This is a genomic window from Haloferax sulfurifontis (assembly GCF_014635105.1).
Taxonomy (GTDB): Archaea; Halobacteriota; Halobacteria; order Halobacteriales; family Haloferacaceae; genus Haloferax; species Haloferax denitrificans.
This window is the reverse complement of the sequence record NZ_BMCI01000002.1, coordinates 472,480-493,787: the sequence shown is the minus strand read 5'-3', so window position 1 is coordinate 493,787 and position 21,308 is coordinate 472,480. Positions and strand designations below refer to the sequence as shown.

22 protein-coding genes are annotated in these 21,308 nt (G+C 68.1%); 9 read left to right on the top strand and 13 right to left on the bottom strand.

The window, feature by feature from the left end; translation table 11 throughout:
• Positions 1-135: 135 nt before the first annotated feature.
• Entirely contained in the window at positions 136-1,986 is a 1,851-nt protein-coding gene (locus IEV64_RS07085; protein WP_007274948.1) for a UvrD-helicase domain-containing protein, read from the top strand.
• 6 nt (positions 1,987-1,992) lie between these two features.
• Complete coding sequence (locus IEV64_RS07080; RefSeq protein WP_188423516.1) at positions 1,993-3,171, top strand: M24 family metallopeptidase; 1,179 nt, start codon at positions 1,993-1,995, stop codon at positions 3,169-3,171.
• A gap of 20 nt (positions 3,172-3,191) precedes the next feature.
• Here IEV64_RS07080 and IEV64_RS07075 read toward each other — a convergent pair whose 3' ends face one another.
• Positions 3,192-3,434: a DUF7533 family protein gene (locus IEV64_RS07075; RefSeq protein ID WP_188423515.1), complete on the bottom strand. Its 243-nt coding sequence runs from the start codon at positions 3,432-3,434 to the stop codon at positions 3,192-3,194.
• Positions 3,435-3,582: 148 nt separating this feature from the next.
• Between IEV64_RS07075 and IEV64_RS07070 the strand changes: the two genes are divergently transcribed.
• Complete coding sequence (locus IEV64_RS07070; RefSeq protein ID WP_007274951.1) at positions 3,583-5,409, top strand: SLC13 family permease; 1,827 nt, start codon at positions 3,583-3,585, stop codon at positions 5,407-5,409.
• 1 nt (position 5,410) lies between these two features.
• Here the strand turns inward: IEV64_RS07070 and IEV64_RS07065 are convergent, their stop codons facing one another.
• Positions 5,411-6,145 (bottom strand): DUF502 domain-containing protein, encoded by a 735-nt coding sequence (locus IEV64_RS07065; RefSeq protein WP_007274952.1) that lies wholly within the window; start codon positions 6,143-6,145, stop codon positions 5,411-5,413.
• A 149-nt stretch (positions 6,146-6,294) separates the two neighbouring features.
• Between IEV64_RS07065 and IEV64_RS07060 the strand changes: the two genes are divergently transcribed.
• Positions 6,295-6,669: a hypothetical protein gene (locus IEV64_RS07060; protein ID WP_229722541.1), complete on the top strand. Its 375-nt coding sequence runs from the start codon at positions 6,295-6,297 to the stop codon at positions 6,667-6,669.
• Between the two features lie 328 nt (positions 6,670-6,997).
• On the top strand, positions 6,998-7,609 hold the full coding sequence (locus tag IEV64_RS07055; protein WP_188423514.1) for a riboflavin synthase: 612 nt from the start codon (positions 6,998-7,000) through the stop codon (positions 7,607-7,609).
• A 53-nt stretch (positions 7,610-7,662) separates the two neighbouring features.
• Here the strand turns inward: IEV64_RS07055 and IEV64_RS07050 are convergent, their stop codons facing one another.
• Positions 7,663-8,700: a PrsW family intramembrane metalloprotease gene (locus IEV64_RS07050; protein WP_188423632.1), complete on the bottom strand. Its 1,038-nt coding sequence runs from the start codon at positions 8,698-8,700 to the stop codon at positions 7,663-7,665.
• Between the two features lie 211 nt (positions 8,701-8,911).
• Between IEV64_RS07050 and IEV64_RS07045 the strand changes: the two genes are divergently transcribed.
• A complete protein-coding gene (locus IEV64_RS07045) occupies positions 8,912-9,286 on the top strand; it encodes a DUF7532 family protein (protein WP_188423513.1) in 375 nt (124 codons plus the stop codon).
• The gene (locus tag IEV64_RS07040; protein ID WP_188423512.1) at positions 9,283-10,689 is read left to right on the top strand and encodes a ribonuclease FAU-1 family protein; all 1,407 of its coding nucleotides are present in this window, start codon (positions 9,283-9,285) and stop codon (positions 10,687-10,689) included. Before IEV64_RS07045 ends, IEV64_RS07040 begins: the two co-directional genes overlap by 4 nt.
• Positions 10,690-10,714: 25 nt before the next feature.
• On the opposite strand, the gene IEV64_RS07035 is transcribed toward IEV64_RS07040, so the two are convergent.
• The 9 genes from IEV64_RS07035 to IEV64_RS06995 form a co-directional block, all read right to left on the bottom strand.
• Positions 10,715-11,548: a S8 family serine peptidase gene (locus IEV64_RS07035; RefSeq protein ID WP_188423511.1), complete on the bottom strand. Its 834-nt coding sequence runs from the start codon at positions 11,546-11,548 to the stop codon at positions 10,715-10,717.
• Between the two features lie 191 nt (positions 11,549-11,739).
• A complete protein-coding gene (locus IEV64_RS07030; protein WP_049920529.1) occupies positions 11,740-12,003 on the bottom strand; it encodes a hypothetical protein in 264 nt (87 codons plus the stop codon).
• A gap of 117 nt (positions 12,004-12,120) precedes the next feature.
• Positions 12,121-12,453 (bottom strand): NifU family protein, encoded by a 333-nt coding sequence (locus IEV64_RS07025; protein ID WP_004969091.1) that lies wholly within the window; start codon positions 12,451-12,453, stop codon positions 12,121-12,123.
• A 117-nt stretch (positions 12,454-12,570) separates the two neighbouring features.
• On the bottom strand, positions 12,571-14,046 hold the full coding sequence (locus IEV64_RS07020) for an LVIVD repeat-containing protein (RefSeq protein ID WP_188423510.1): 1,476 nt from the start codon (positions 14,044-14,046) through the stop codon (positions 12,571-12,573).
• Between the two features lie 501 nt (positions 14,047-14,547).
• On the bottom strand, positions 14,548-15,516 hold the full coding sequence (locus tag IEV64_RS07015) for an ROK family protein (RefSeq protein WP_007274961.1): 969 nt from the start codon (positions 15,514-15,516) through the stop codon (positions 14,548-14,550).
• A gap of 84 nt (positions 15,517-15,600) precedes the next feature.
• Positions 15,601-16,278 (bottom strand): TIGR00266 family protein, encoded by a 678-nt coding sequence (locus tag IEV64_RS07010; RefSeq protein WP_004969088.1) that lies wholly within the window; start codon positions 16,276-16,278, stop codon positions 15,601-15,603.
• Between the two features lie 79 nt (positions 16,279-16,357).
• Positions 16,358-16,816 (bottom strand): universal stress protein, encoded by a 459-nt coding sequence (locus IEV64_RS07005; protein WP_007274962.1) that lies wholly within the window; start codon positions 16,814-16,816, stop codon positions 16,358-16,360.
• A gap of 192 nt (positions 16,817-17,008) precedes the next feature.
• On the bottom strand, positions 17,009-17,389 hold the full coding sequence (locus tag IEV64_RS07000; protein WP_004973531.1) for a DUF5611 family protein: 381 nt from the start codon (positions 17,387-17,389) through the stop codon (positions 17,009-17,011).
• Positions 17,390-17,459: 70 nt separating this feature from the next.
• A complete protein-coding gene (locus IEV64_RS06995) occupies positions 17,460-18,515 on the bottom strand; it encodes a DUF7093 family protein (RefSeq protein WP_007274964.1) in 1,056 nt (351 codons plus the stop codon).
• Between the two features lie 104 nt (positions 18,516-18,619).
• Between IEV64_RS06995 and IEV64_RS06990 the strand changes: the two genes are divergently transcribed.
• Both IEV64_RS06990 and ygfZ read left to right on the top strand, forming a co-directional pair.
• Positions 18,620-18,919 carry a DUF6432 family protein gene (locus tag IEV64_RS06990; protein WP_004969084.1) on the top strand — a complete coding sequence of 100 codons (300 nt, stop codon included), beginning with the start codon at positions 18,620-18,622 and terminating at the stop codon, positions 18,917-18,919.
• A 162-nt stretch (positions 18,920-19,081) separates the two neighbouring features.
• The gene (ygfZ, locus tag IEV64_RS06985) at positions 19,082-20,179 is read left to right on the top strand and encodes a CAF17-like 4Fe-4S cluster assembly/insertion protein YgfZ (protein ID WP_007274966.1); all 1,098 of its coding nucleotides are present in this window, start codon (positions 19,082-19,084) and stop codon (positions 20,177-20,179) included.
• 36 nt (positions 20,180-20,215) lie between these two features.
• On the opposite strand, the gene IEV64_RS06980 is transcribed toward ygfZ, so the two are convergent.
• Complete coding sequence (locus IEV64_RS06980; RefSeq protein ID WP_188423509.1) at positions 20,216-21,298, bottom strand: geranylgeranyl reductase family protein; 1,083 nt, start codon at positions 21,296-21,298, stop codon at positions 20,216-20,218.
• Positions 21,299-21,308 lie beyond the last annotated feature (10 nt).

Below are 21,308 nucleotides of genomic sequence, written 5' to 3'. Positions count from 1 at the left end.
ACGAGCACCTGTTCTCGACGGTTTTCACCCGCTCGGTGAGCCGTTCGCGAACGCCCGGCGAGTACGCAACTCCGGGCGCGTTCGCCCTCGTCCGAAGCACGTCGCTTATCACCGATAAGGCCGTGAACGTGCACAATGAGCGAATCCGACGTGACCGTCACCCGGCTGTTCGGCGGCCCGGGAAGCGGGAAGACCACGGCCTTGCTCGACAAGGTCGAGGAGATTCTCGAACAAGACGGCGTCACCATCCGCGACATTCTCGTTGTCTCTTACACCCGAGCCGCGGCGGCCGAGGTCCGCGACCGGCTCGCGGAGCGACTCGACATCAACCCGCGGTCGCTGAAGGGGAACGTCTCGACGATGCACGCGAAGGCGTACGAACTCTTGAGCCTCTCGCGGAACGACGTGGTCGGCGAGAGCGACAAACAGGAGTTCTGCGAGGACTACGGCATCGAGTTCGAAGACGAGTACGGCGGCGCGGGCCGCCGGACCGCCCGCTCGACCACCATCGGGAACAAGGTCATCGCCACGAGCCAGTGGCTCCAGCGCACCCGCCGCGACGTCTCCGACTGGTACGACGTGCCGTTCCAGTGGAACGTCGAGGAGGTCCGCCTCCCGCCGGAGGTCGACCCGAACGCCCAGGAGGGCAACAAGTACACGCCGACGTGGCCCTCCGACGACGACCGCATCGACATCCCCGAGGCCATCCGCGCGTGGCGCGCCTACAAGGGCGAACACGGGCTGGTCGGCTTCGCCGACATGCTCGAACGCGTCAAACAGCGCGCGCTCGTCCCCAACGTCGACTACCTCGTCATCGACGAGTTCCAGGACATCACGACCCTCCAGTACGACGTGTACGAGGAGTGGAAGCCCCACATGCGGGGCGTCCTCATCGCCGGCGACGACGACCAGGTCGTCTACGCGTGGCAGGGAGCGGACCCGAACCTGCTTCTCGACGCCGAACGCGACAACGACGAGATTCTCCCGAACTCCTACCGGCTCCCGTCGAACGTCCTCAACGTCGTCAACCGGGAGATTCGCCACATCGACAAGCGACAGGAGAAGGACCTCAAACCCCGCAAGGAAGGCGGCGCGGTCGAGGCCGTCGAGAGCCCGTCGATGCTCGAACTCGCCCGGAACGTCCGCTACACCGTCGAGAAAGACGAGGGCACCGTGATGGTGCTGTTCCGCGCGCGCTACCAGATGTTCCAGTTCATCGACGAGTTCCTCCCGTCGGGCATCCCCTTCTCGACGCTGACCGACCAGCGCATGTGGACCGACCGACTCACGCAGTACGTCCGCGCGGTCGAGGCGCTCGACGCCGAGGAACCCGTCGACGGCTTGCAGGCGCGCCGCCTCGCCGACATGCTCCAGGACTCCGCGTTCGGCACGAACGACCGCGACGACCTCTTCGACGCCATCGACGACAGACAGGAAGAGGCCGGCGTCGACGACATCACGAACATCGAGTTCACGCCGAAGGAAATCAAGAACTTCGCGCCCTTCGCCCCGGACAGTTCGTCCGCCAGCGACATGGTCCGCAAGGTGACGAGCTTCCAGCGCAAGTCCGTCAACGCGTACTTCGGCGGCGGCTACGAGGGGATGGACCCCAGTCGCGTCCGCGTCGGCACCATCCACTCGGCGAAGGGTCGCGAGGCCGACCACGTGTTCATGGCGACCGACCTGACCGAGAAGGTCGTCGAGCAGATGGCCGCCTCCGTCTCCGACGAGGAGCTCGAAGCCCGCGGCATCGAGGAGTTCACCGCGACGACGAGCCCCGTCCCGCTCATCACCGACAACGAGCGCCGCGTCTTCTACGTCGGGATGTCCCGCGCCCGCGAGCGCCTCATCGTCCTCGAGAACCTCGTCACCGGCGCGCCGACGCTTCCCATCAGCGTCCTGCTCCACAACGAGATTCGCGAGGCTCCCGCGCAGGAACTCGTCGACGACGCGCAGGAACCGCCCGCGCCCGAACCCGAGGCGTAACGTCCCGTGCGGAGCGGTCCGCGCGGCGGCGACGCCATCGACGCCGCCGTTTCCGAGCGAGACGCCGTCGGCTTCGTCGCCGTCTCCGGCGGCTCCGACCCCACGAGTCGCTACCTCACCGGCCGCGAGTTCGACTGCGACCTCGCCTTCGTCCGCGTCGACGGCGAGACGCATCTCCGGGTCCCCTCGACCGTCGAACCGCCGGCGCTGTCGGTCGCCTCGGTCCGCGTCGACGACAGGCCGCCGGGGAAGGCCGCCGCGGCCGTCCTCGCGGAACACGGCGCTCCCGAAGGGACCGTCCTCGCGCCGCGGACGATTCCGCACGACGCCGCGCTCCACCTCGAATCGGCGGGCTACGACCTCGCGTCGACCGCGGCGGTGGAAGCCGCCCGCGCGGTGAAAGACGACGCCGAGCGCGACGCCATCGAGGCCGCCCAGCGCGCGGCGACTCGCGGCGTCGGTCGCGCGGCCGCGATACTGTCGGCGGCGACGGTCGAGGACGCCGACGACGGCGACAGCGGCGACGGCGACAGCGGCCGTGAGGGCGGCGACGGCGACGGTGACGACGGACGGCCCGCCCTCCACTGGGACGGCGCGCCGATTTCGACCGAGCGACTCCGCCGGCAGGTGAACGCGACGCTCGCGGCCGAGGGCGTCGACTCCGCGGGCGCGACGACGGTTCTCGCGGGAACCCGCGGCGACGGGGGCGAGCCGGTCGAACTCCGGCCGGGCGAACCCACCGTCGTCTCGGTCGGCCCGCGCGGCCCGGCGGGCTACCGCGGCGCGCTGGCCCGCACCTTCGTCGTCGACCCCGACGGCGGGTGGGAGCGCCGGGCGCACGTCGCCTGCGACGCCGCCAGAAAGGTCAGTCTGGTCGAGGCGGACCCCGGCGACGACGCCGGCTTCCTCGGGAGCGAACTCCGCGCGGAGACCGCCGCGTTCGGCTTCTCGATGGCCGACGAGGTGACGAGAGACGTGGGCGGCGGCATCGGCCTCGCGGCCCGCGAGGACCCGCCGCTCGACGGCGACCGCGAACTCGTCGCCGGCAACGTCCTCCGGGTCCGCTCCGCGGTCACGCACCCGGACCACGGCCGGGTCGAACTGACCGACGTGCTGGTCGTCGGCGAAGACGACCCGCGACTGCTGGGCGACGCGCCGACCGGTCTCGACCCGAGTCGCTGGTAGCCGGCGCGCCCCGCGGGGAGTTATTCCTCGTCGTCCGGCTCTTTCGCGACGCCGCCGATGACTTTCTCGGCCGCGAGCGAGGGGACGTCCTGCGGCATGGTGAGGAACTTCGGGAGCGCGACCATGAGCACCGCGAGAAGGAGCATCGCGCCGCCGAAGACGGTCCGCCCGTCGGCGAGGAGCGTGAGGCCGAAGCCGCCGACGGGGATGGCGAAGATGAGGGTCGCCGCGAGACCGACCATCTCCAGGATTCCGAGTCGCATCGCCCGAGGCTACACCACGGGCGAGTAAAAGCGTCGCGACCGGCGGGCGGACGAGCGCGTCGTTCGGGCGGTGGGAGCGGGGCGACCCGTCGCCGCGGCCGACGGTCACGCGGGGTAGCATTAAGCCGCCTCCGAATCGACTGCCAGCATGGTCGCCGTCACCTCCGGGATGCTCGTCGTCTTCGCGCTCGTCGTCGTCACGATGGCGCTTTTCGTGACGGAGGCGGCCCCGCCGGACGTGACGGCCATCGGCGTCATCGTCGCGCTCGTCGTCCTCGAACCGTGGACGCGGGTGGACCTCCAGACGGGGCTGTCGGGGTTTTCGAGCGCCGCGACCATCACCGTCCTCTCGATGTACGCCCTCAGCGAGGGGGTGCGACAGACCGGCGCGATTCGCGTCCTCGGCGACGCGGTCGCCTCGTTTACGAACGGGAGCGAGTCCCGACTGCTCGCCGCGGTCGTCGGCCTCACCGGCCCCGTCGCGGGCGTCGTCAACAACACGCCGGTCGTGGCGGTGTTCGTGCCGATGGTCTCGGACCTCGCCGACCAGGCGAACGTCTCGCCGTCGAAGCTCCTCATTCCCCTCTCGTACGCCTCGATGCTCGGCGGCACGCTCACGCTCGTCGGGACGGCGACGAACCTCGTCGCCAGCGAGGCCTACGCCGCGGCGACCGGGTTGCCGCCGTTTTCGATGTTCACGTTCACGCCCCTCGGTGCGGTGGTGTTCGTCGTCGGCGCGGGCTACCTCCTGACGGTCGCGCCGCGGCTCCTTCCCGAGCGAATCGAGCCCGGGAACCGAACCGGCAACTACGGCGTCGAGCCGTTTCTCGCCCGCGTGCTCGTCCCCGCGCGGTCGCCGCTCGTCGGCATCCCGGCGGGCGAGGTCTCCGACGACACCTACCGCGACCTCAACGTGGACATCCTCGACGTGCTCCGCGGCGGTGAGCACTTCATCGCGGCCGACTCCGACCGCGAGGTCGAGTCGCGGGACATCCTGACCATCCGGGGCGACCCGGCGACGATTCGGCGCTTCTGCGACCTCGCGGACCTGCGGTTCCTCCCGCGCGCGTCGGTCACCGACGCCGAACTCGACCGCCCCGAGCGCGTGGCGCTCGTCGAACTCGTCGTCCCCCGCGAGTCCGGCCTCGTCGGCGAGACCATCGGCGGCGCGCGACTCCGCGAGCGCTACGACGCGACGGTGCTCGCGGTCCGTCGGCGCGGCGGCGACCTCATCCGCGAGCACTTCAGAGACGTGGAACTCCAAGTCGGCGACTCACTGCTCCTCCAGACGACGAACGAGACGGCGCGATACCTCCGCGACAGCGGCGACTTCGTCGTGACCAGCGAGGTCGCAGACGAGTTCATCGAGGACAACGGCGGACTGTCACCGACGTCGTTCCGCGCGTTCGCCGTCATCGCGGCGGTCATCGGACTGGCCGCGCTCGGCGTCGTGCCCATCGCCATCGCCGCGCTCGGCGGCGTCGCCGCGATGGTCACGCTCGGCTGTCTCTCGGCGAGCGACGCCTACGGCGCGGTGAGCTGGAACGTCATCTTCCTCCTCGCGGGCGTCATTCCGCTCGGGCAGGCGCTCCAGCTGACCGGCGGCGTCGCGCTCCTCTCGGAGTTCGTCGGCGTCGCCGCGACCTACCTGCCCGTCGTCGTCGTGCTCGCCGCGTTCTACCTGCTCACGGGGCTGTTGGCGAACGTCATCACGCCGGTCGCGAGCGTCGTCCTCATGCTCCCGGTCGCCATCGACACCGCGTTCGGCCTCGGTGCCGACCCCTTCGGCTTCGCCCTCGCGGTCACCTTCGGCGGGAGCACGGCATTCATGACGCCCATCGGCTACCAGACGAACCTGATGGTGTACGGGCCGGGCGGCTACCGCTTCACCGACTATCTCCGCGTGGGCGCGCCGCTCCAGCTTCTTCTCACGGTCGTCACGACGGCCGGTATCGTCCTCTTGTGGGGGGTCTAGGTCACTCGGCTCGGCTCTCGCCCGCGTTGCGACGCTGGTCAGTCTCCGCCCGGACGCCGTCCTCGCCGTTCGAGGGGTCGTAGCCCGCCGGCCCCGACGGGAGCGTCTCGGGGTCGTCGACGCTCAGGCCCGTGGTGACGAGAAGCCGGAGGCCCCGGCGGACCGGCATGTCGAGTTCGCGAATCTCGTCGGGCGAGACCATGATGAGCGCGCCGGCGGTCGGGTTCGGGCTGTGCGGGACGAACACGGTAAACAGGTCGTCGTCGGAGACCTCGGAGACCGACGGCGGGGCCTCGTTGGTGACGAAGCCGATGGAGAACAGCCCCTCGCGCGGGTATTCGACCAGCACCACGCGGTCGTAGCCGGCGGTCGGTTCGGTGAGCGACTCCGACACCTGCCGGACGCCGAAGTAGATGGTGCGGACGAGCGGCAGGAGCCGAACGCCGCGCTCGAAGCTCCCGAAGAGCCGCTGGCCGAGGCTCATCGACGCGAGGTAGCCGAGAAGCGAGACGGCCACGGCGATGATGAGCGCCGACAGCACCTGCGAGATGAGGACGATGTCGCCGGAGTAGTTGAGCGCGTCGGCGAGGAAGGGCGTCACCTGACGGACGACCGGGCGGAGCGCGGCGGTGATGCGGTTGAACGCGAACTGGAGGACGAACACGGTCACGGCCAGCGGGGTGACGAGAATGAGACCGGTGACGAAACTGCTCCGCAGTCGGGCCAGAACGTCCATACCGACTCTCCGGCCGACGACGGTAAAATTGTATGGTATCAATGAGCACACGGTGGCTGTCGAAACGACAGAGCGCCCGCGAGGAGTCGAGTCGGTATCGTGCTACCGCACACCATAGTTTCAATACCGCGTCTCGGCATTAATTCGACATGAACCAAGGACCACCGGAAGACCCACACGGCGGGCGGACACCGCTCGAAGCACCAGTTATGGACAAGGTCGGGGGGTACGAGTACGTCGAAGAACTCGAAGCGGATGCGATGGCCGGTACCGCGGAGTTATCCTCGTACACCGATGTCGAGTTGGAGGCGCTCCGAAACGAACTCCTCGGGAGCCCCGCAGTCGACGCCGTGCGGCGCGAGTTGCGGAATCGTCGCACCAACGATGACCCGTCGTCCGGTTCGATGCCTAGTTCCGGCGGCAGTGACAGTTCCGGACGGAAGCCGTCGAGCGGGGACGAGGAGTACGTCGATGGCTACGAGGGAGGCGTCGTCGACGACTACGTCGACGGCTACGAGGAGTAGACACCGGTCACTAATCACGAGGATACCACGGATGCCAGTCACGAAAGTCGCCTGTCCGAACTGCGGAGAAATCGCGAATATCACGGTCAATTCGAAAAGCGACGACATAATGCGCATCGGCACCAACAGTCTCGGTCGGAACAACCAGTCGGCGTGTAAGAACTGCGGAAAGAAGATTTACTACAATTTGGGGTAGCCCGTCGCGCTCTCTCGTCGAACGCGGCTCGGAGGAAGCACCGACCGTCCCGGCGGGCAGTCCGGCAGTCACGAAACCGTGATGAGAAACGGAAACGGTAGGCATTAAGTTCAGCCGACCGAAGCCGCGGGTATGTTCACGGGAATCGTGGAGGGGCCGGGCGAAATCGTCGACGTGACCGACGCCGACGGCGGTCGCCGCCTCCGCATCCGCACCGACCTCGCGTTCGACGACCTCCACCACGGCCAGTCGATAGCGGTCTCGGGCGTCTGTCTGACCGTCGAGGCGTTCGGCGACGACTGGTTCGAGGTGTTCCTCGCGGCCGAGACCGTCGAGAAGACCTACCTCGGCGACGTCGTCGAGGGCGACCGCGTCAACCTCGAACGCGCCCTCGCGGCCGACGACCGCTTCGACGGCCACATCGTCCAGGGCCACGTCGACGGCACGACGACGGTCGCGAACGTCGAGCGCGTCGGCGACGACTGGTTCTTCGAGTTCGACCTCCCCGAGTCGCTGGCGCGGTACGTCGTCCAGAAGGGCTCGGTCTGTCTCGACGGCATCAGCCTCACCGTGGCCGACCGCCACGGGGACTCCTTCGCCGTGGCCATCATCCCGACGACCTACGACCTGACGACGCTCTCAGAAAAGGCGGTCGGCGACCCGGTTCACGTCGAGGTCGACGTGGTGGCGAAGTACGTCGAATCGATGCTCGACGGCTACGCCGAGCGGTTGGTCGCCGAGTAGGGAAAGGGGACGCCGCGGTTCGTCTCGGGTCGTGTTCTGCCGTCGTCGCCGCCTCAGTCCTCGAACTCCGTCCGTTCGGAGCTGAACGACGCCGCGCTCGGGCCGGGCGCGTGGGCGCGGTGGTACGCCTGACTGTAGCGGCGGAGCTTCCCGATGAGGTAGAGCCCGAAGACGCCGTCGTAGATGATGACGTAGACGAGGAAGGCCGCGAGACCGCCGAGTCCGGTTATCCCCGCGATGACGGTCGAGCCGAGGCCGACCGTCGTGTTGTACGTCGCGTGGACCAGCGCCGCGAGGACGAGGCCCTTGATGACGATGGGACCGGCGTTCTCCTTGTTGAACTTGGCGAGGCCGAGGTAGTAGCCCGCGATGGCCGAGTAGATGACGTGGCCCGGTCCGGCGAGCGCCCGGACCGCGGTAATCGTCCCGCCGGCGGCGATGATGCCGACGCCGCCGGAGCCGACGTCGAGCCCCGAAGACGTGAGGTTGCGGGTGATGTACAGGGCGTTTTCGATGGTGGCGAAGCCGAGGCCGGCCATCGCGCCGTAGACGGCCCCGTCGATGACGGCGTTGAAGCTGTCGTGGGAGTAGGCGTACAGCCTGACCGCGAGGAGCTTGACGGTCTCTTCGACCGGGCCGACGACGAGGAAGTAGAACACGGCGCTTCCGAGGAAGCCGAGCGCCAACTGGAACTCGGCCGCGATGGTCTGGCCGACGTTGCTCAGAAGCGAGTTGAGAATCGCGGCGAACGTGGCGGTGAGGACGCCGAGGAGGAACGTCACCACGAGCATCGACAGCGGCTCGTTTTGGGTCACGTCGGAGTAGTAGACGTAGCCCGCGAGCGCGAGCGCCGGGAGCGCCGAAAGCATGGTGAGCGCGCCGACCTGCGGGTCGGTGAGCGCCGACAGGCCGCCGATACCGACGAGGATGAGGAGCGCGGCGAGAACGACCAGCGCGCGGGTCGACGCGAGCAACACCCGGTAGAGCGCGACCGCGAGCCCGTCAACCGAGGTTCGTTCCTCCCACGTCGCGATGTCGTAGAGGTCGTCCGAGCCGTCGGACGCCTGCTCGACTGGGTCCTGCTGGTCCATCACGTAGCACAAAGGGTATTGCATCTGGTAATAGCTTCGGCCACGGCATCCCGCGACCGGCCGAAGGGCTGACAGTCGGATGGCCGGCGAGCGACTGACTGACCGACGACCGACTGACTGACCGACGACCGACTGACTGACGACCAGCCGCCCGGCCCAGCGGCCGACGACCGACCGTACGACGTTAATGCCTCCGCTCCGAAGGGCGGGTATGCACTTCGACCCCCGCGAACAGGCGGCGCTCCGCGAGGTCGGCCTCGACACCGACGACCTCCGGGCCGCGTCGGACCTCGTGAGCGACGCAGTCGACTCGGACGCAGACGCCATCGCCGCGTTCTTCGGCGACGGCGGGACGGTTTACTCGGACATGGAGATGGCCCACAGCGCCACCGACGTGCAGGAACACGCCGTCGACCACGTCGACCTCTACACCCACGGCGCGGACCTCCGCGGCTACCTCAAGTTCGACTCGTGGGGCGTCCCCATCGAGGGCGGCCGCGTGCTCACAGACGAGAAAATCGAACTCACGCTCGGGCCGACGGTCGACGCCCGCGTCACCTTCGTCCGCGACGCCGACGAGCTATGAGGGTCCGCGTCCGCGGCATCTACGCCACCGCGCTCACGGGCGTCTTCCTCGACGCCGGCCACGACGTGGTGCAGGCGTCCGGCCCGATTCGCGACCGCTTCGACGCCGAGTTCGACTCGTCGGACCACGACGTGTCGGTCGAGACGACCCGGAACCGACAGGGCGTCGGCGCGACCGGCGCGCCAGAGGCGGTCGAAACGGCCACCGAGCGCCTCACCGACCTCGGTATCGACACCTTCGCGTGGGACGACCCCGCGCCGACCGGCGCGGTGTTCGACGCCCGCGTGACCGACACCCTCGGCGGCGGCGCGGTCTGCGACCTCGGCGAGACCGAGGGCTACCTCTCGTACGGCGACGTCGACGGCCGCGTGGAGGTCGGCGACGAGGTCCGCGTGCAGGTCTCCGAGTCGGCCCCGCCGTGGGCCTCCCACCGCGCCGACCTGACCGGCGACGTCCGCGCCGTCGCGGGGCTGGCGACGCTCGACCCCGACTCGGAGGGCGTCCGCGTCGACACCCGCGACGAGGCCGCCGCCCGCGAACTGGCCGGCATGACGGACCTCCTCGGCGGCGACCCGCCCGATGGCTGGGGCATCCGCTGGCACCGCGACGCCGTCGACGCCGACATGAGCGCCCTGAACGACGCGCTCGACCGGGCCGCCGAGGTGGCCGCGGAACTCGACGACGCGCTCTCTGAACCCGTCGACGCCCCGCGGGCGGTCGCCGCGCCCACCGCGACGACGTGGGTCTGGTTCGGCCGCGAGACCCGCTTCGAACTCGACGCCCAGCGCCGGGCCGTCGAGACGACGATGCCCGGCCACCACCGGACGAAGGCCGCCTCGCCGAAGGCCTCCGCCGGCGTCGACCTCGCGGAGGCGCTCTGCGAGTCGGTCGCCGACGGCGAGTTCCCCTTCGACGTGGTGACCGCGCAGTTCGGCCCGCTCGAAGGCGACGACGTGGAAATCGGCCACGGGAAACCTGACGGTCGGCTCATCACGCTCGGCTCCGGCGAGGTGACGGAACGCGACTCCGAGGGAACCGTCGAACTCCGGCGGAGCATGACCGGCGGCGGCACCTACGACGCCCTCGGCGTCGACCGCGAGTCCGGCGACGTCGCGGTCACGAAGTTCCGCGAGGGACGCTGGTGGTATCCGACGGTGTACCGCGATTCAGAGGGCGCGGTCAAGGGGACCTACGTCAACATCTGCACGCCCGTCGAGTGCTTCCCCGACGAGATTCGGTACGTGGACCTCCACGTCGACGTGGTGAAACACGCCGACGGGACGGTCGAGCGCGTCGACGACGACGAACTCGACGAGGCCGTCGAGGTCGGGCACATCTCGGAAGAACTGGCCGAGAAGGCGCGGTCGGTGGCGTCGAGTCTGGAGTCGGCGCTGTCGGGGTAATCAGGAGCACTCAGAGAGATGGTAGTTACTGTTGAGAGTTGGTTTCGACTTGCGACTCCAGCCGTTTGAACATACCAAATGAGTTGAGTGCCGGTGCAGGTGCACCTGAGACGGTCCGCGAGCCGGCGGTTACAAGTTCGTGCACATTGATAGCCGTGGTTTCGGTGTCGACGTCTGCTTTGCTGAACACCCCGGCGAGGGCACCTGCGACGACAGGTGCCGCGTAACTGCTACCTTCGTACAGTTCAACGTCGCTGATATCAGCCGTATCGCGAGGGCTAGGCATGTGTGCGGGCGCAAGAATATCGGGCTTTCCATCAAGCGGCCGTGTGTTATCTGGCCACTCGCGCAGTGTCTTACTCCGTACGCACGAGGGCGAATCATCACAACCGTGATGGCCGCAAAAACTCCGCTCCCTCGCGTCGCCCTCGAAACAGTACGGTCCTTCGTCCATCGTATTATCAACCGGTGACGGGACGACTGGACACAGCGCCTCAAAACCACCGACTGCGACCGCTTCCTCAGCAAGGGCGGGGCTAAACACGTACTGTTTCGGGCCCTCATCGACCTCTCGATTTCCCGCAGCAGTAACGACGATTACGTCGTTTTCGACGGCGTGCTTGACCGGGGGATACTGTGGAGAGCATTCCACCGGAATCTCGTTTGGTGCACCCCACGAGAGGTTGAGAATATCGACACCATCGTCAACGGCCTGATGGATTGCCCGGGTGAACGAATCCGTCGGGAGGCGCTTGTCGGAGTCCATCGCCTGATAGAAGCTGAAGGTTGCCTGTGGCGCAACGGCACTCAGCAGTTCAAAGATGGCGACACCGTGGATGTGAGTGACGTCGTCGTCCACCTCTAAGAAATTTCTTCGATGTTCGATGTAAGCCGACCGAGCGAATGCGGCTGGAGGAGATTTGCACGAATCGACGATTCCGATGTGAACACCGTCTCCAGAGCAATCGACCGGGCTGTGGTCGACACTCTCACAGACGGCGTGAAAGATGCGTTCTCGAAATGCCCGAACCTTATCGTACCCCGACACAGTTAGGCGAGGGCACGTGCTTCCCGATCGGGAGAGACCGACAGGATATAGTCGGGACGAACGAGCGCAGGGAGGTTCTCAACTGTAACCGTAGCCACGACGACGTCACCGGGGAGTTCAGAAGAGACCTCGTCGCCGAGTTCTTCAATAGCTCTGGAGACATCTTCGGCCCGATTGTCCTCGCAAACGAAGACCAGATCCACGGTCTTCGAACTGTCGAAGCCCTCAATCATCGCTTCGACTTTCGGATGAATCTGTTGGGCCATTGCTCAGCCGTGAATAGGCGCATGCAATATATCAATCCACCGGAAAAATGAGTTTCGAGCGGTTCTGATTTGAACGAAGTGTACTAGCCAGACCACCCGACAGAGACCGAACGGTCGCTAAAAGTGCCCCGGTCCCTCGTCGCCGTACTGCAGTTCGCCGCCGCGGCCGCCTTCGACGGTACTGCTTCCGTGGTCGCCCGAACTGGGGACCTTGACCTGCACGTCGGTCACCTCGTCGAACGTCATGATGAGGTCCGACTGGATGTTCTGGGCGGTGATGTTCGAGATGCCGCACCCGGCGCACGCGCCCCCGAGTTCGACGACGACTTCCCCCGATTCCGCATCGGCCTTGCGCACGACGCTGTTGCCGCCGTGCATCTGGATGATGGGCATCTGGCCGACCATCCACGTCTCGACGCGCTCTTTGAGGCTCTCCGACTCGTCGCTCATACCCCGACGCTTCGAACCCCACGGATTAGAATGAAACGGTTCTCCCACCGCGCCGGGCGACGAGAGAAAGGCTGTCTCGGTCGTTCGTGATAGATTCGGTGCGCTCCGGGCGCTCTCTCAGTCGCGCCGCCCGCGACGGCGGGCCAGCCAGCCGGCGACGCCGAGCGCCGCCGCGCCGACGCCGAGCCCGAAGCCCGGCGCGTCGGTCGCAGAAGTCGAAGGGCTGGTGTCGGACGCGGACGGAGTCGCGCCGTCCCCGGTCGGCGTCGTCGTCGGCGTGTTGACGAGAGATTCGGTGGTCGTCTCCGGACCGAGCGTCGGCGGGTCGCGCTGGTCGCCGGCGTGGTCGGGGAACGTGTAGAGCGCGGGCGACGCGTCGTCGACGCCGCGGCTCGACGCGACGAAGACGCCCTCGTCGGCGAAGGGGTAGGCGTACTGCGCGGTCCAGAAACTCGCGCGCTCGGGGTCGCGCCACCACGCGAGTTCGACGGGGTCGGTCGGGTCCGACACGTCGTGGCGCTTGACGCCGCCGCGGTACCACGAGGTGTAGAGCCTGTCGTCGCGGAAGTCGAAGTTGTGCGCCGTGGTCCAGACGCCGCCGAGCGTCGGGTCCGGGCCGGCCGGCGGCTCGATGGTCGAGAGCCGCGCCGGATTCGCGGGGTTCGACACGTCCCAGAGTTCGACGCCGCTCGGCCCGCCGACGAGTTCGGTCGTCCCGTCGTCGCGGTCGACCTCGACGGCCCACGACTCGACGCCGACGCCGAGGAGGTCGCCGGCGTCGTCGGTTGCGACGTAGTGGTGGTTCCCGGGCGGCGTCCGTCGCTCGCGGTGGCGGTCGCGAGGGGTCAGCGCGGCGAGTTCCTCGGGGTCACCGGGCGAGACCGCGCCGAGGACCGACGGCGAGGCGGGGTCAGAAAGGTCGACGAACCACGTGCCGGCGTCCCAGAGCGCGACGTGCGCGACGCGGTCGCGGACCCACACGTCGTGGACGGACCGCATCGAGGGCGGCACGTCGGCCCACCGGTCGTCGGTAGAGACGACCGACCAGCGGCCGAGTTCGTCGCCGGAGTCGACGTCGAGGACGACGAGCGGGTTCCGGTCGCCGTCGTTGGCGGTCAGATACGCCCGGCCGTCGGCGGCGAAGCAGTTGTGGATGGGAAAGCCCGTCTCGTGGAACGCGATTTCTTCGGGGGTCGCGGGGTCGGACACGTCGACGACGAGGACGCCCGCCGGCGCGCCCGGAATCGGGTTGGCCGGGCCGACGACCAGAAGCGTGTCCCCGTCGAGTTTCACGTCGTAGAGGCCGCGGAAGGGACCGTCCTCGCGGTCGGAACGCAGGTCGCGGCGCTCGGCGAGGAGTTCGGGACGGTCGGGCGCGGAGATGTCGACGACGGCGTAGCCATCGGTCGCGGCGACGAAGACGGTCTCGCCGTCGGCCGAGACGACGGCCTCTTTCGCGCCGTCGATTTCGATGCGGCCCAGCGGCTCGAACGGGCCGGGATGGGCGGTGGCGAGCGGGGAGCCGACGACGACGGCGGTCGAGGCGGCGAGCGCGCTCGCACTGACGGTGCGGAGGAACTGGCGGCGGTCCACGGTGAGTCTGCGGGTGCCGAGGAGAAAAATCGGACGGAGGACCGGAACCGGGCTGAGCGGGGACCGCTCAGTCTGCACTGGGTTGCGTGAGAACTGAAGCGACGCCGGCGGGGATGGGTGGGTGGGTGGGTGGGTGGGTGTGGGATATCCCCGCCGGCGTCGGTCGGTCGACGATGGTGGTGGGGGGTGTCGACCGGTCCCGTTCTAGGCTTCCGGTGGAACGCCCGTGCACCGCGCGGTTCGACGAGAACGGGAACGCGCCGACCGGTGCGCCGAATGACTCGGCGTCGTCGGGTGCACGTCATCGCGTTTCTCGACCGGGGTTATAAGACTGCGCCACCGAGTATCAATCGGGATAATTCGCTGACGGAGGCGCGAACTGCCGTCTTGTAATCGCGGGCGGTCGCCAGTTCCGCCTGCGCTACCACCGGCGAGTCGTCTCTCACAGCCGAGACCGGTCACCGGTGCCACCTGCGCTGAAACTGGCGAATCCTCGCGGCCTCACAGCCGCGAGCGGTCGCCAGTTCCACCGGTCATCGCGCTCGCCAACGCCCCCTCGACCACGACCTCGTCGCCGAGCGTCGTCAGTTGAATCTCGGGGATGTTCGACATGACCATCTCGCTCATCTGTTCGCGGATGGGGTCTAACACGAGGTCCGGGTTGTTGAGCGCGACCGCGCCGCCGACGTAGATGATGAGCGGCGCGTACGCGTGGACGATGTTCGCGACGCCCATCGCGTTCCAGTGGCCCAGCTGGCTGATGATGTGGTCGGCGAACTCGTCCTCGCCGGCGTGTTCGAACACGTCGACCGCGGAGAAGTCGGGGTCGGAGACGGGAAGCGCGGTGTCGACCGGGTCCTCCTCGTGGAGTTCGCGGGCGTACTTCGGGATGTTGTTCCCCGAGCAGTAGCCCTCCCAGTGACCGTTGTGGCCGCACCCGCACGTCATGAAGCCGTGCGGGTCGAGCGTCAGGTGGCCGACCTCACCGGCGTTGCCGTCCCAGCCGGCGAGGACGTGCCCGTCGACGCAGACGCCCGCGCCGATACCCGACGAGATGGTGAGATACACCATGTCGTCGGGGTTGCGGTCGGAGTGGAACCGCTCGCCGATGACGCCGGCGTTCGTGTCGTTGTGCAGATACACCTCGTCCGTCTCCAAGAGCACCGAGAGGGGGCCGGTCAGCGGGATGCGGTCGATGGTGTCCGGCAGGTTCGCCGGGTTCTCGACCGCGCCCTCGGCCAGGTCGAGCGGGCCGATAGCGCCGATGCCGGCCGCGACCGCGTCGCTCGGGTCGATGCCCGCCTCGGCACACGCCTCGCGGACGACGCCGAGGACCGCCTCGGTGACCGCGATTCCGGTCGGACCGCGCGGAGTGCTGTCACGGGCCTCTCCGAGGATCGTTCCATCGTCGTCGCCCACCACGGAACGGACGTTCGTCGCCCCCAGGTCGACGCCCACGTAGTACGCCATCGTTCCCATAGCGATGCGCCCGCCACTTAACTAAGCGGGATTTTCGGCAGATTTACTCGCGGCACTGTAAGTCCCGATTCGAGGTCACGCGGAGTTGTTGGTCGGGAGTTTGGGGATGAGCCACGAGAGGAACGAGTCCATGCTACGCGACTGCGTCCAGACGGTCCCCGGTCCGGTGAAGGTACAGACGAGTCCCTCGCCGCTGAACAGGGTGGACTTCAGGCCGCCGACGCGCTCGACGGAGAAGTCCGTCGTCTCGTCGAAGGCGACGATGTGGCCGGTGTCGACCGTGTAGCGCTCGCCGTCGTCGAGTTCGACCTCGTGGATGGCCCCGTAGCTCGACAGGAAGCTGTCGCCGGTACCGGTCAGTTTGAGCAGGAACAGCCCCTCGCTTCCGAAGAACGTCTTCGCCCCGCCGAAGGAGGTATCGAGGTCGAGCGCGGGGTCCGAAGCGAGGTACGACCCGGACTGGACGTACAGCGTCTCGTCGGCGAGACCGTGGTGGACGATGTCGCCCGGAAGCGGGGGCGCTAACGAAATCTCGCCCGCCTGTCGCGCGCTGAACGTGTTCTGGAAGAACGACTCGCCGCCGAGGACGCTCCGCTTGAGCGACCCGAAGAGGCCGCCTTTCGCGTTCGTCTCGATGTCGATGCCGTCGGAGTAGCTGACCATCGCGCCGGCCTCCGACCGGAGCGACTCGCCCTCGTCGAGCGAGACGGTGAGGAGAGCGAACGACGGGCGGTAGTCGATGGAGTGGTCCATGCGGAAGTTGACGGCGCGCTAAGATATGTAGTTGCCTCCGAAAATCGCGGATACCGGGGGTCGAGCCGCCCGCAAACCGTCACTTGGTGTCCGCGCGGACGAACGTCACGGGGCACGGCGCTTCGAGCATGACCTCCTGTGCGACGCTCCCGAAGACGGCCTTGCCGGCCGGCGAGCGCTTCCGACCGCCGACGACGAGCCGGTCGGCGTCGACCTCGCCCGCGAGTTCGACGAGTTTCTCGCCGTGGTGGCCGACCCGGCCGTGGACGACGTAGTCGAGGTCGGCGTCGTCGAAGCGGCGCGTGAGTTCGCGGACGGTGGCGTGTCGTCGGGCCACGTCGTCCGCCGAAACCTCCTCGGCCGTGATGTCGAAATCGAGGTTGTCGAGCGCGTCGTCGTACTCGTCTCTCGTGAAGACGTGCCCGATGACGACCGTCGCGCCGGTCGGTCCGGCCACGTCGATGGTCTCTTCGGCGAGTCTGTCGATTCGGTCGGCGTCGCCCGCGCCGATCGCGAGCAGGATAGTCTCGATGGCCATATGGTCAGTTCACCCCGTCGGCACTTAACCGTGCCGGGGGTTTTTACTCACAACCGAAATAAAAATTCGTGTTCGGGCGTGTCGCGGTCGCAGACGGGCAGAGTGTCACGCGGTAACACTATGTACGTTTCGCCGGTGGCGCGGCCGCTCGGCGGACGAGGTGTGCAAGAAAACCAAACTGCGACGGACGGCTCAGACGTCGGGCGCGTCGTCTTCGACCGCGCGCTTCATCGAGTCGCGGCGGGACTTCGCGTCGCGGCCCGTCGCCTCCAGCAGGAAGTCGTTTTTCGCGCTGACGGCCTCGCCCGCGGCTTCGAGGTCTTCGGGAGCGAGGTCGGCCGGGTCGGCCTCCTCGAAGTTGACCGCGAGCTTGTCCTTCTTGCCGCTGTACTTGACCGCGCCGGCGACGATGCGGGTGAACACGGGGTTCTTGGGTTCGCCGACGACGTAGAGGTCGCTTCCCTTGAACTCCTCGGTGTCCGTGATGGGGCCGAAGTAGTCTTCGACCGTCGCTTTCATGTCCGGAATTCGCTCTTCGAGCGTCTCCCCACGACGCATCTTGTACTCCTTCATGGACGCCTTTTCGACAGGGGATGGTTTACCTGTTTCGCGACTCTGCGACGCCTGCGAGGGCGTGCCGCGGTCAGGATTCCCGCTCGGCGATGTAGCCCTTTTTACACTCGGGGCAGATGTCGCCGGCCCGCATCGACGACGAGGACGCGCCGCGGGCGTGCCCGCAGTTCGGGCAGTAGTACTCGACGGCGTCGTCGGGGGCCTCGTTGCCGACGTTCGAATCGTCGGCGCGGACGAACTCGTCTTCGTCTTCCGCCTCGACGTACTGGCCGTTGGACCGCTGGCTCTGCGGTGCGCTCTCCTCCGGCGTCAGCCCGCCGCCGAACGAGACCGAGACGGGCTCGCCGTCGTCCGGCTGGGCGTTCCAGCCCTCGTCGTCGCCCGGCGCGTCGGGCCACGCCCCGCGTTCGCGGGTCTGGCCCTGTTCGGCCTCCGCCTCGGCGTCGGCCTCGACGCCCGCCTCGGCGTCCGCGTCGATGAACTCCGCGTCGTCGCCGTCGGCCGGCGGCGTCGGGTCGTCGGTCTCCACCTCGTCGACCTCGTCGGGCCACTGCGTCCGGTCGCGGGGTTCCGACTGCGATTCGTCGTCGCCGAGGATGATGCCGTCGTCGGTCACCGGCGGGGCGTCGGCGCGTTCGGCGCTCCCGGTGTCAGCGCCACCGGCGTCGGCGCTCGCGTCCGGCTGGTCGGCCGGCCGGGCGTCGGGCGCGTCCGCAGTCTCGGCCTCGCTCGGCTGTTGCGCCGCGGGGTCAGCGTCCGCGCCCGCACCCGTCTCAGCGTCGCTGGCGGCGGCGTTGGCCTCGGCGTTGGCGGCGTCGGCCCGCGTCTCCGCGTCCGGTGCCGTCTCGATGGCGGCGTCTTCGGCCTCGGAGACGCCGGGTTGCGGCTTCGCCGGTTCGAAGCCCGCGGCCGCGGTCTCGACTTCGCCCTCCGTCATCCCGACCTCTTCGGGCGTTCGGATGGCCGTGACCTCCTTGTTCTCGCTGATTACCTGTTCGTTTCCGCACCGCGAACAGACCTGTATCTCCCGAATCGAGACGACCACCTCGTCGCCGCGTTCCTCGCGCTCCCGTTCCGTCTCGGGGTCTCCGTAGGAGTGCCCGAGAAGACGGCAAGTAAGTCCCATTACGCGAGGATTCCGGGGTTCGGAAACAAAAAGGTACCCCCTGCCCGTCCGACGCCCGTCAGACGGGCGGTACAAGTAAACAGGAGGCCAACGATGTACCCGCTATGAGAGCGAGGCGGGAGTTTCGGAACCGCCGCGACATCGAGGTCGCGGTGCTCGACGCGCTCGTCGACCGCCACGACGAGGGGATGACGGTGTTCGAACTCCGTGCCGCCGTGGACGCCGACATCGACACCATCGAAGAGGCGCTGTCAGCGCTCAAAGACGAGAGTCTCATCGTGGTCGAAGAGGCCGACACGCGGGTACTCATCCACGCCGACGAGCGCGTCGTTCCGGACCCGAGCGAAGCCGTCGAAGAAGACGCGTCGCTGTTCGAGAGACTCCGCGAGCGGTTCGGACTCTGAGCGCGGCGACGCGGACCACAGACTCGTTTTGACTACCCCGTCAGCCGGGTCGTGAGACGCCGGGCCGGTCCCGCGCCGAAGACCGAACGGTTCCGTACCAAAAGCCGGGCGAGTCGTCCGGGAGTGGGAGGGTTTTACGCGCTGAAACCGAAACGGGGGGCAATGACACTCGTCGCCGACATCCACGAGGCACACGGTGCGACGTTCGAGACGCGCGGCGGAATCGAGGTCGTGAGCCACTACGGCCGCCCCGAACGGACTCACCGCGCCGTCAGAAACGGGGTCGGCGTCATCGAACACGGCTACGGCGTGGTCGTCGTCGAGGGCGAAGACAGAGTCGACTACGTCGACAACGCGGTGACCAACACCGTCCCCGACGAGGACGGCGAGGGCGTCTACGCCCTGCTTTTAGACCCCGACGGCCGCATCGAGACGGAGATGTACGTCTACAACGCGGGCGAGCGACTGCTGATTTTCACGCCGCGGGACCGCGCCGAACCGCTCGTCGAGGAGTGGCGCTCGAAGACGTTCCTCCAGCGCGTCAAGATACGCGACGCCTCCGACGAGTTCGGCGTCTTCGGCGTCCACGGCCCGCAGTCGACCGAGAAGGTGGCGAGCGTCCTCTCGGGAGCGGGCGCGCCGGAACCGGAACTCTCGTTCGTCCGCGGCTCCATCGGCGGCGAACTCGGCGTCACGGTCGTCGCCTCCGACAACCCGACCGGCGAGGAGGGCTACGACGTCATCTGCCGCGCGAAGGACGCCGAAGACGTGCTCGACGCGCTCCTGTTCTACGGCAACCCCTCGGTTCCCGTCGGCTATCAGACGTGGGACAGCCTCACCGCCGAGGCCGGTACGCCGCTTTTCGAGTCGGAACTCCGCGGCAACGTCCCGAACGTCGTCGGCGTCCGCAACGCGCTGGACTTCGACAAGGGCTGTTTCGTCGGTCAGGAACTCGTCTCGAAGATAGAAAACCGCGGGCGGCCCTCGCGCCGACTCGTCGGCTTCCGCGCCGACGCCCTCCCCGACTCCGGTGCCGAGGTCTCCGCTGACGGCGGGTCGGTCGGCACCGTCACCCGCGCCGTAGAGAGCCCGGTGCTCGACGCGCCCATCGGCTTCGCGCTCGTCGACTACGGCCTCGATACCGACGCCCTCGAAGTCGCGGTCGACGGCGACCGCGTCGGCGCGACCCGCGAGTCCCTCCCGTTCGTCGAGGGGAGCGCGGTTTCGGCGCGGATTCCGACGTATCCGGGCGCGGAATAGGAACGAGAGCGGAGAGTTGGGCGGCTCCCGACCGTCTCAGAGCAGTTTCTTCAGGTGCTCGCGCGAGAAAAACGAGCTCGGCTTGTCCATGTGGACGCCGATTTCGCCCGACAGCGACCGGAGGCCGACCCGCTGGAGCCACTCGGGAAAGGAGTAACACCGGCGCACGAGGTGGCCCAACCGAATCTCCCGGGAGAGCTCGTCGCGCCACGCCGACTCGTAGGCCGACAAGGTCTCGGGGTCGTCGGGGTCGATGGTCTCGGCGGCGATGTCGGCCGCGGTCATCCCGTAGAGGATGCCGCCGCCGGTGAACGGCTTGGTCTGGGCGGCCGCGTCGCCGACGAGGAACGCCCGCCGAGTCGTCGTCCGGTCCGGCGGGCCGATGGGAATCGCGCCCGAACAGAAGTGCTCCGTCTCCACGTCGTAGGTGTCGGTGAGCGCGTCGAACATTTCGTTGACCTCCGCGCCCGGCGGGGCCGCGAGACCGTACTCGACGCCGGCGTCGCCGCGGGGGATGCGCCACGCGAAGAACCGCGGGACCGTGAGGTGCACGTCCACGAAGTCGCCGTCGTCCGGCTCGGGGTCGAACGCGAGGACGCCGTGGAGCGTCTCCGACGGTTCGGGGAGGGAAAGCGCCCGGCGAACCCGCGAGGTCGGGCCGTCACAGCCGGCGACCATCTTCGCCTCGAACTGGACGGTGCCGGCCTCGCCGGCGACGCTCACGGTCAGTCGGACCCGGTCGTCGAGTTCCTCGACGGCGGTGACGGTGTGGCCCTCGCGCACGTCCGCGCCGGCCTCGCGGGCGCAGTCGGCGAGGGTGCGGTCGAGTTCGACGCGGTCGATGACGTTCGAGACCTCGCTTTGCTTGTAGAACGGGTAGGCCTTCGAGTTCGGCCCGCCGACGCGGAAGTTCGCCCCGTAGATGCGGTTCTGAAACAGGCGGTCGCGCGCCTCGTCGGGGACGTACTCCCAGATGTCGGTGCTGACGTGGCCGGAGCACGCGAGGGGCGTCCCGACCTCGCCTTTCTCCAGCGCGAGCACGTCGTAGCCCGCGTCGGCCGCGCGGCGGGCGAACCGCGCGCCGGCGGGACCGACGCCGACGACGGCGAAATCGTACATGGTTGGGCGT

Excerpts from the sequence above, each read along its gene's own strand:
- IEV64_RS07010 (WP_004969088.1), bottom strand. The coding sequence starts at position 16,278 with ATGGACCACTCCATCGACTACCGCCCGTCGTTCGCTCTCCTCACCGTC.
- IEV64_RS07065 (WP_007274952.1), bottom strand. The coding sequence starts at position 6,145 with ATGGACGTTCTGGCCCGACTGCGGAGCAGTTTCGTCACCGGTCTCATT.
- IEV64_RS07050 (WP_188423632.1), bottom strand. The coding sequence starts at position 8,700 with ATGGACCAGCAGGACCCAGTCGAGCAGGCGTCCGACGGCTCGGACGAC.
- IEV64_RS07015 (WP_007274961.1), bottom strand. The coding sequence starts at position 15,516 with ATGGCGTACTACGTGGGCGTCGACCTGGGGGCGACGAACGTCCGTTCC.
- IEV64_RS07055 (WP_188423514.1), top strand. The coding sequence starts at position 6,998 with ATGTTCACGGGAATCGTGGAGGGGCCGGGCGAAATCGTCGACGTGACC.
- IEV64_RS07060 (WP_229722541.1), top strand. The coding sequence starts at position 6,295 with ATGAACCAAGGACCACCGGAAGACCCACACGGCGGGCGGACACCGCTC.
- IEV64_RS07075 (WP_188423515.1), bottom strand. The coding sequence starts at position 3,434 with ATGCGACTCGGAATCCTGGAGATGGTCGGTCTCGCGGCGACCCTCATC.
- IEV64_RS07070 (WP_007274951.1), top strand. The coding sequence starts at position 3,583 with ATGGTCGCCGTCACCTCCGGGATGCTCGTCGTCTTCGCGCTCGTCGTC.
- IEV64_RS07030 (WP_049920529.1), bottom strand. The coding sequence starts at position 12,003 with ATGGCCCAACAGATTCATCCGAAAGTCGAAGCGATGATTGAGGGCTTC.
- IEV64_RS06980 (WP_188423509.1), bottom strand. The coding sequence starts at position 21,298 with ATGTACGATTTCGCCGTCGTCGGCGTCGGTCCCGCCGGCGCGCGGTTC.
- IEV64_RS06990 (WP_004969084.1), top strand. The coding sequence starts at position 18,620 with ATGAGAGCGAGGCGGGAGTTTCGGAACCGCCGCGACATCGAGGTCGCG.
- ygfZ (WP_007274966.1), top strand. The coding sequence starts at position 19,082 with ATGACACTCGTCGCCGACATCCACGAGGCACACGGTGCGACGTTCGAG.
- IEV64_RS07000 (WP_004973531.1), bottom strand. The coding sequence starts at position 17,389 with ATGAAGGAGTACAAGATGCGTCGTGGGGAGACGCTCGAAGAGCGAATT.
- IEV64_RS07005 (WP_007274962.1), bottom strand. The coding sequence starts at position 16,816 with ATGGCCATCGAGACTATCCTGCTCGCGATCGGCGCGGGCGACGCCGAC.
- IEV64_RS07045 (WP_188423513.1), top strand. The coding sequence starts at position 8,912 with ATGCACTTCGACCCCCGCGAACAGGCGGCGCTCCGCGAGGTCGGCCTC.
- IEV64_RS07085 (WP_007274948.1), top strand. The coding sequence starts at position 136 with ATGAGCGAATCCGACGTGACCGTCACCCGGCTGTTCGGCGGCCCGGGA.
- IEV64_RS06995 (WP_007274964.1), bottom strand. The coding sequence starts at position 18,515 with ATGGGACTTACTTGCCGTCTTCTCGGGCACTCCTACGGAGACCCCGAG.
- IEV64_RS07040 (WP_188423512.1), top strand. The coding sequence starts at position 9,283 with ATGAGGGTCCGCGTCCGCGGCATCTACGCCACCGCGCTCACGGGCGTC.
- IEV64_RS07025 (WP_004969091.1), bottom strand. The coding sequence starts at position 12,453 with ATGAGCGACGAGTCGGAGAGCCTCAAAGAGCGCGTCGAGACGTGGATG.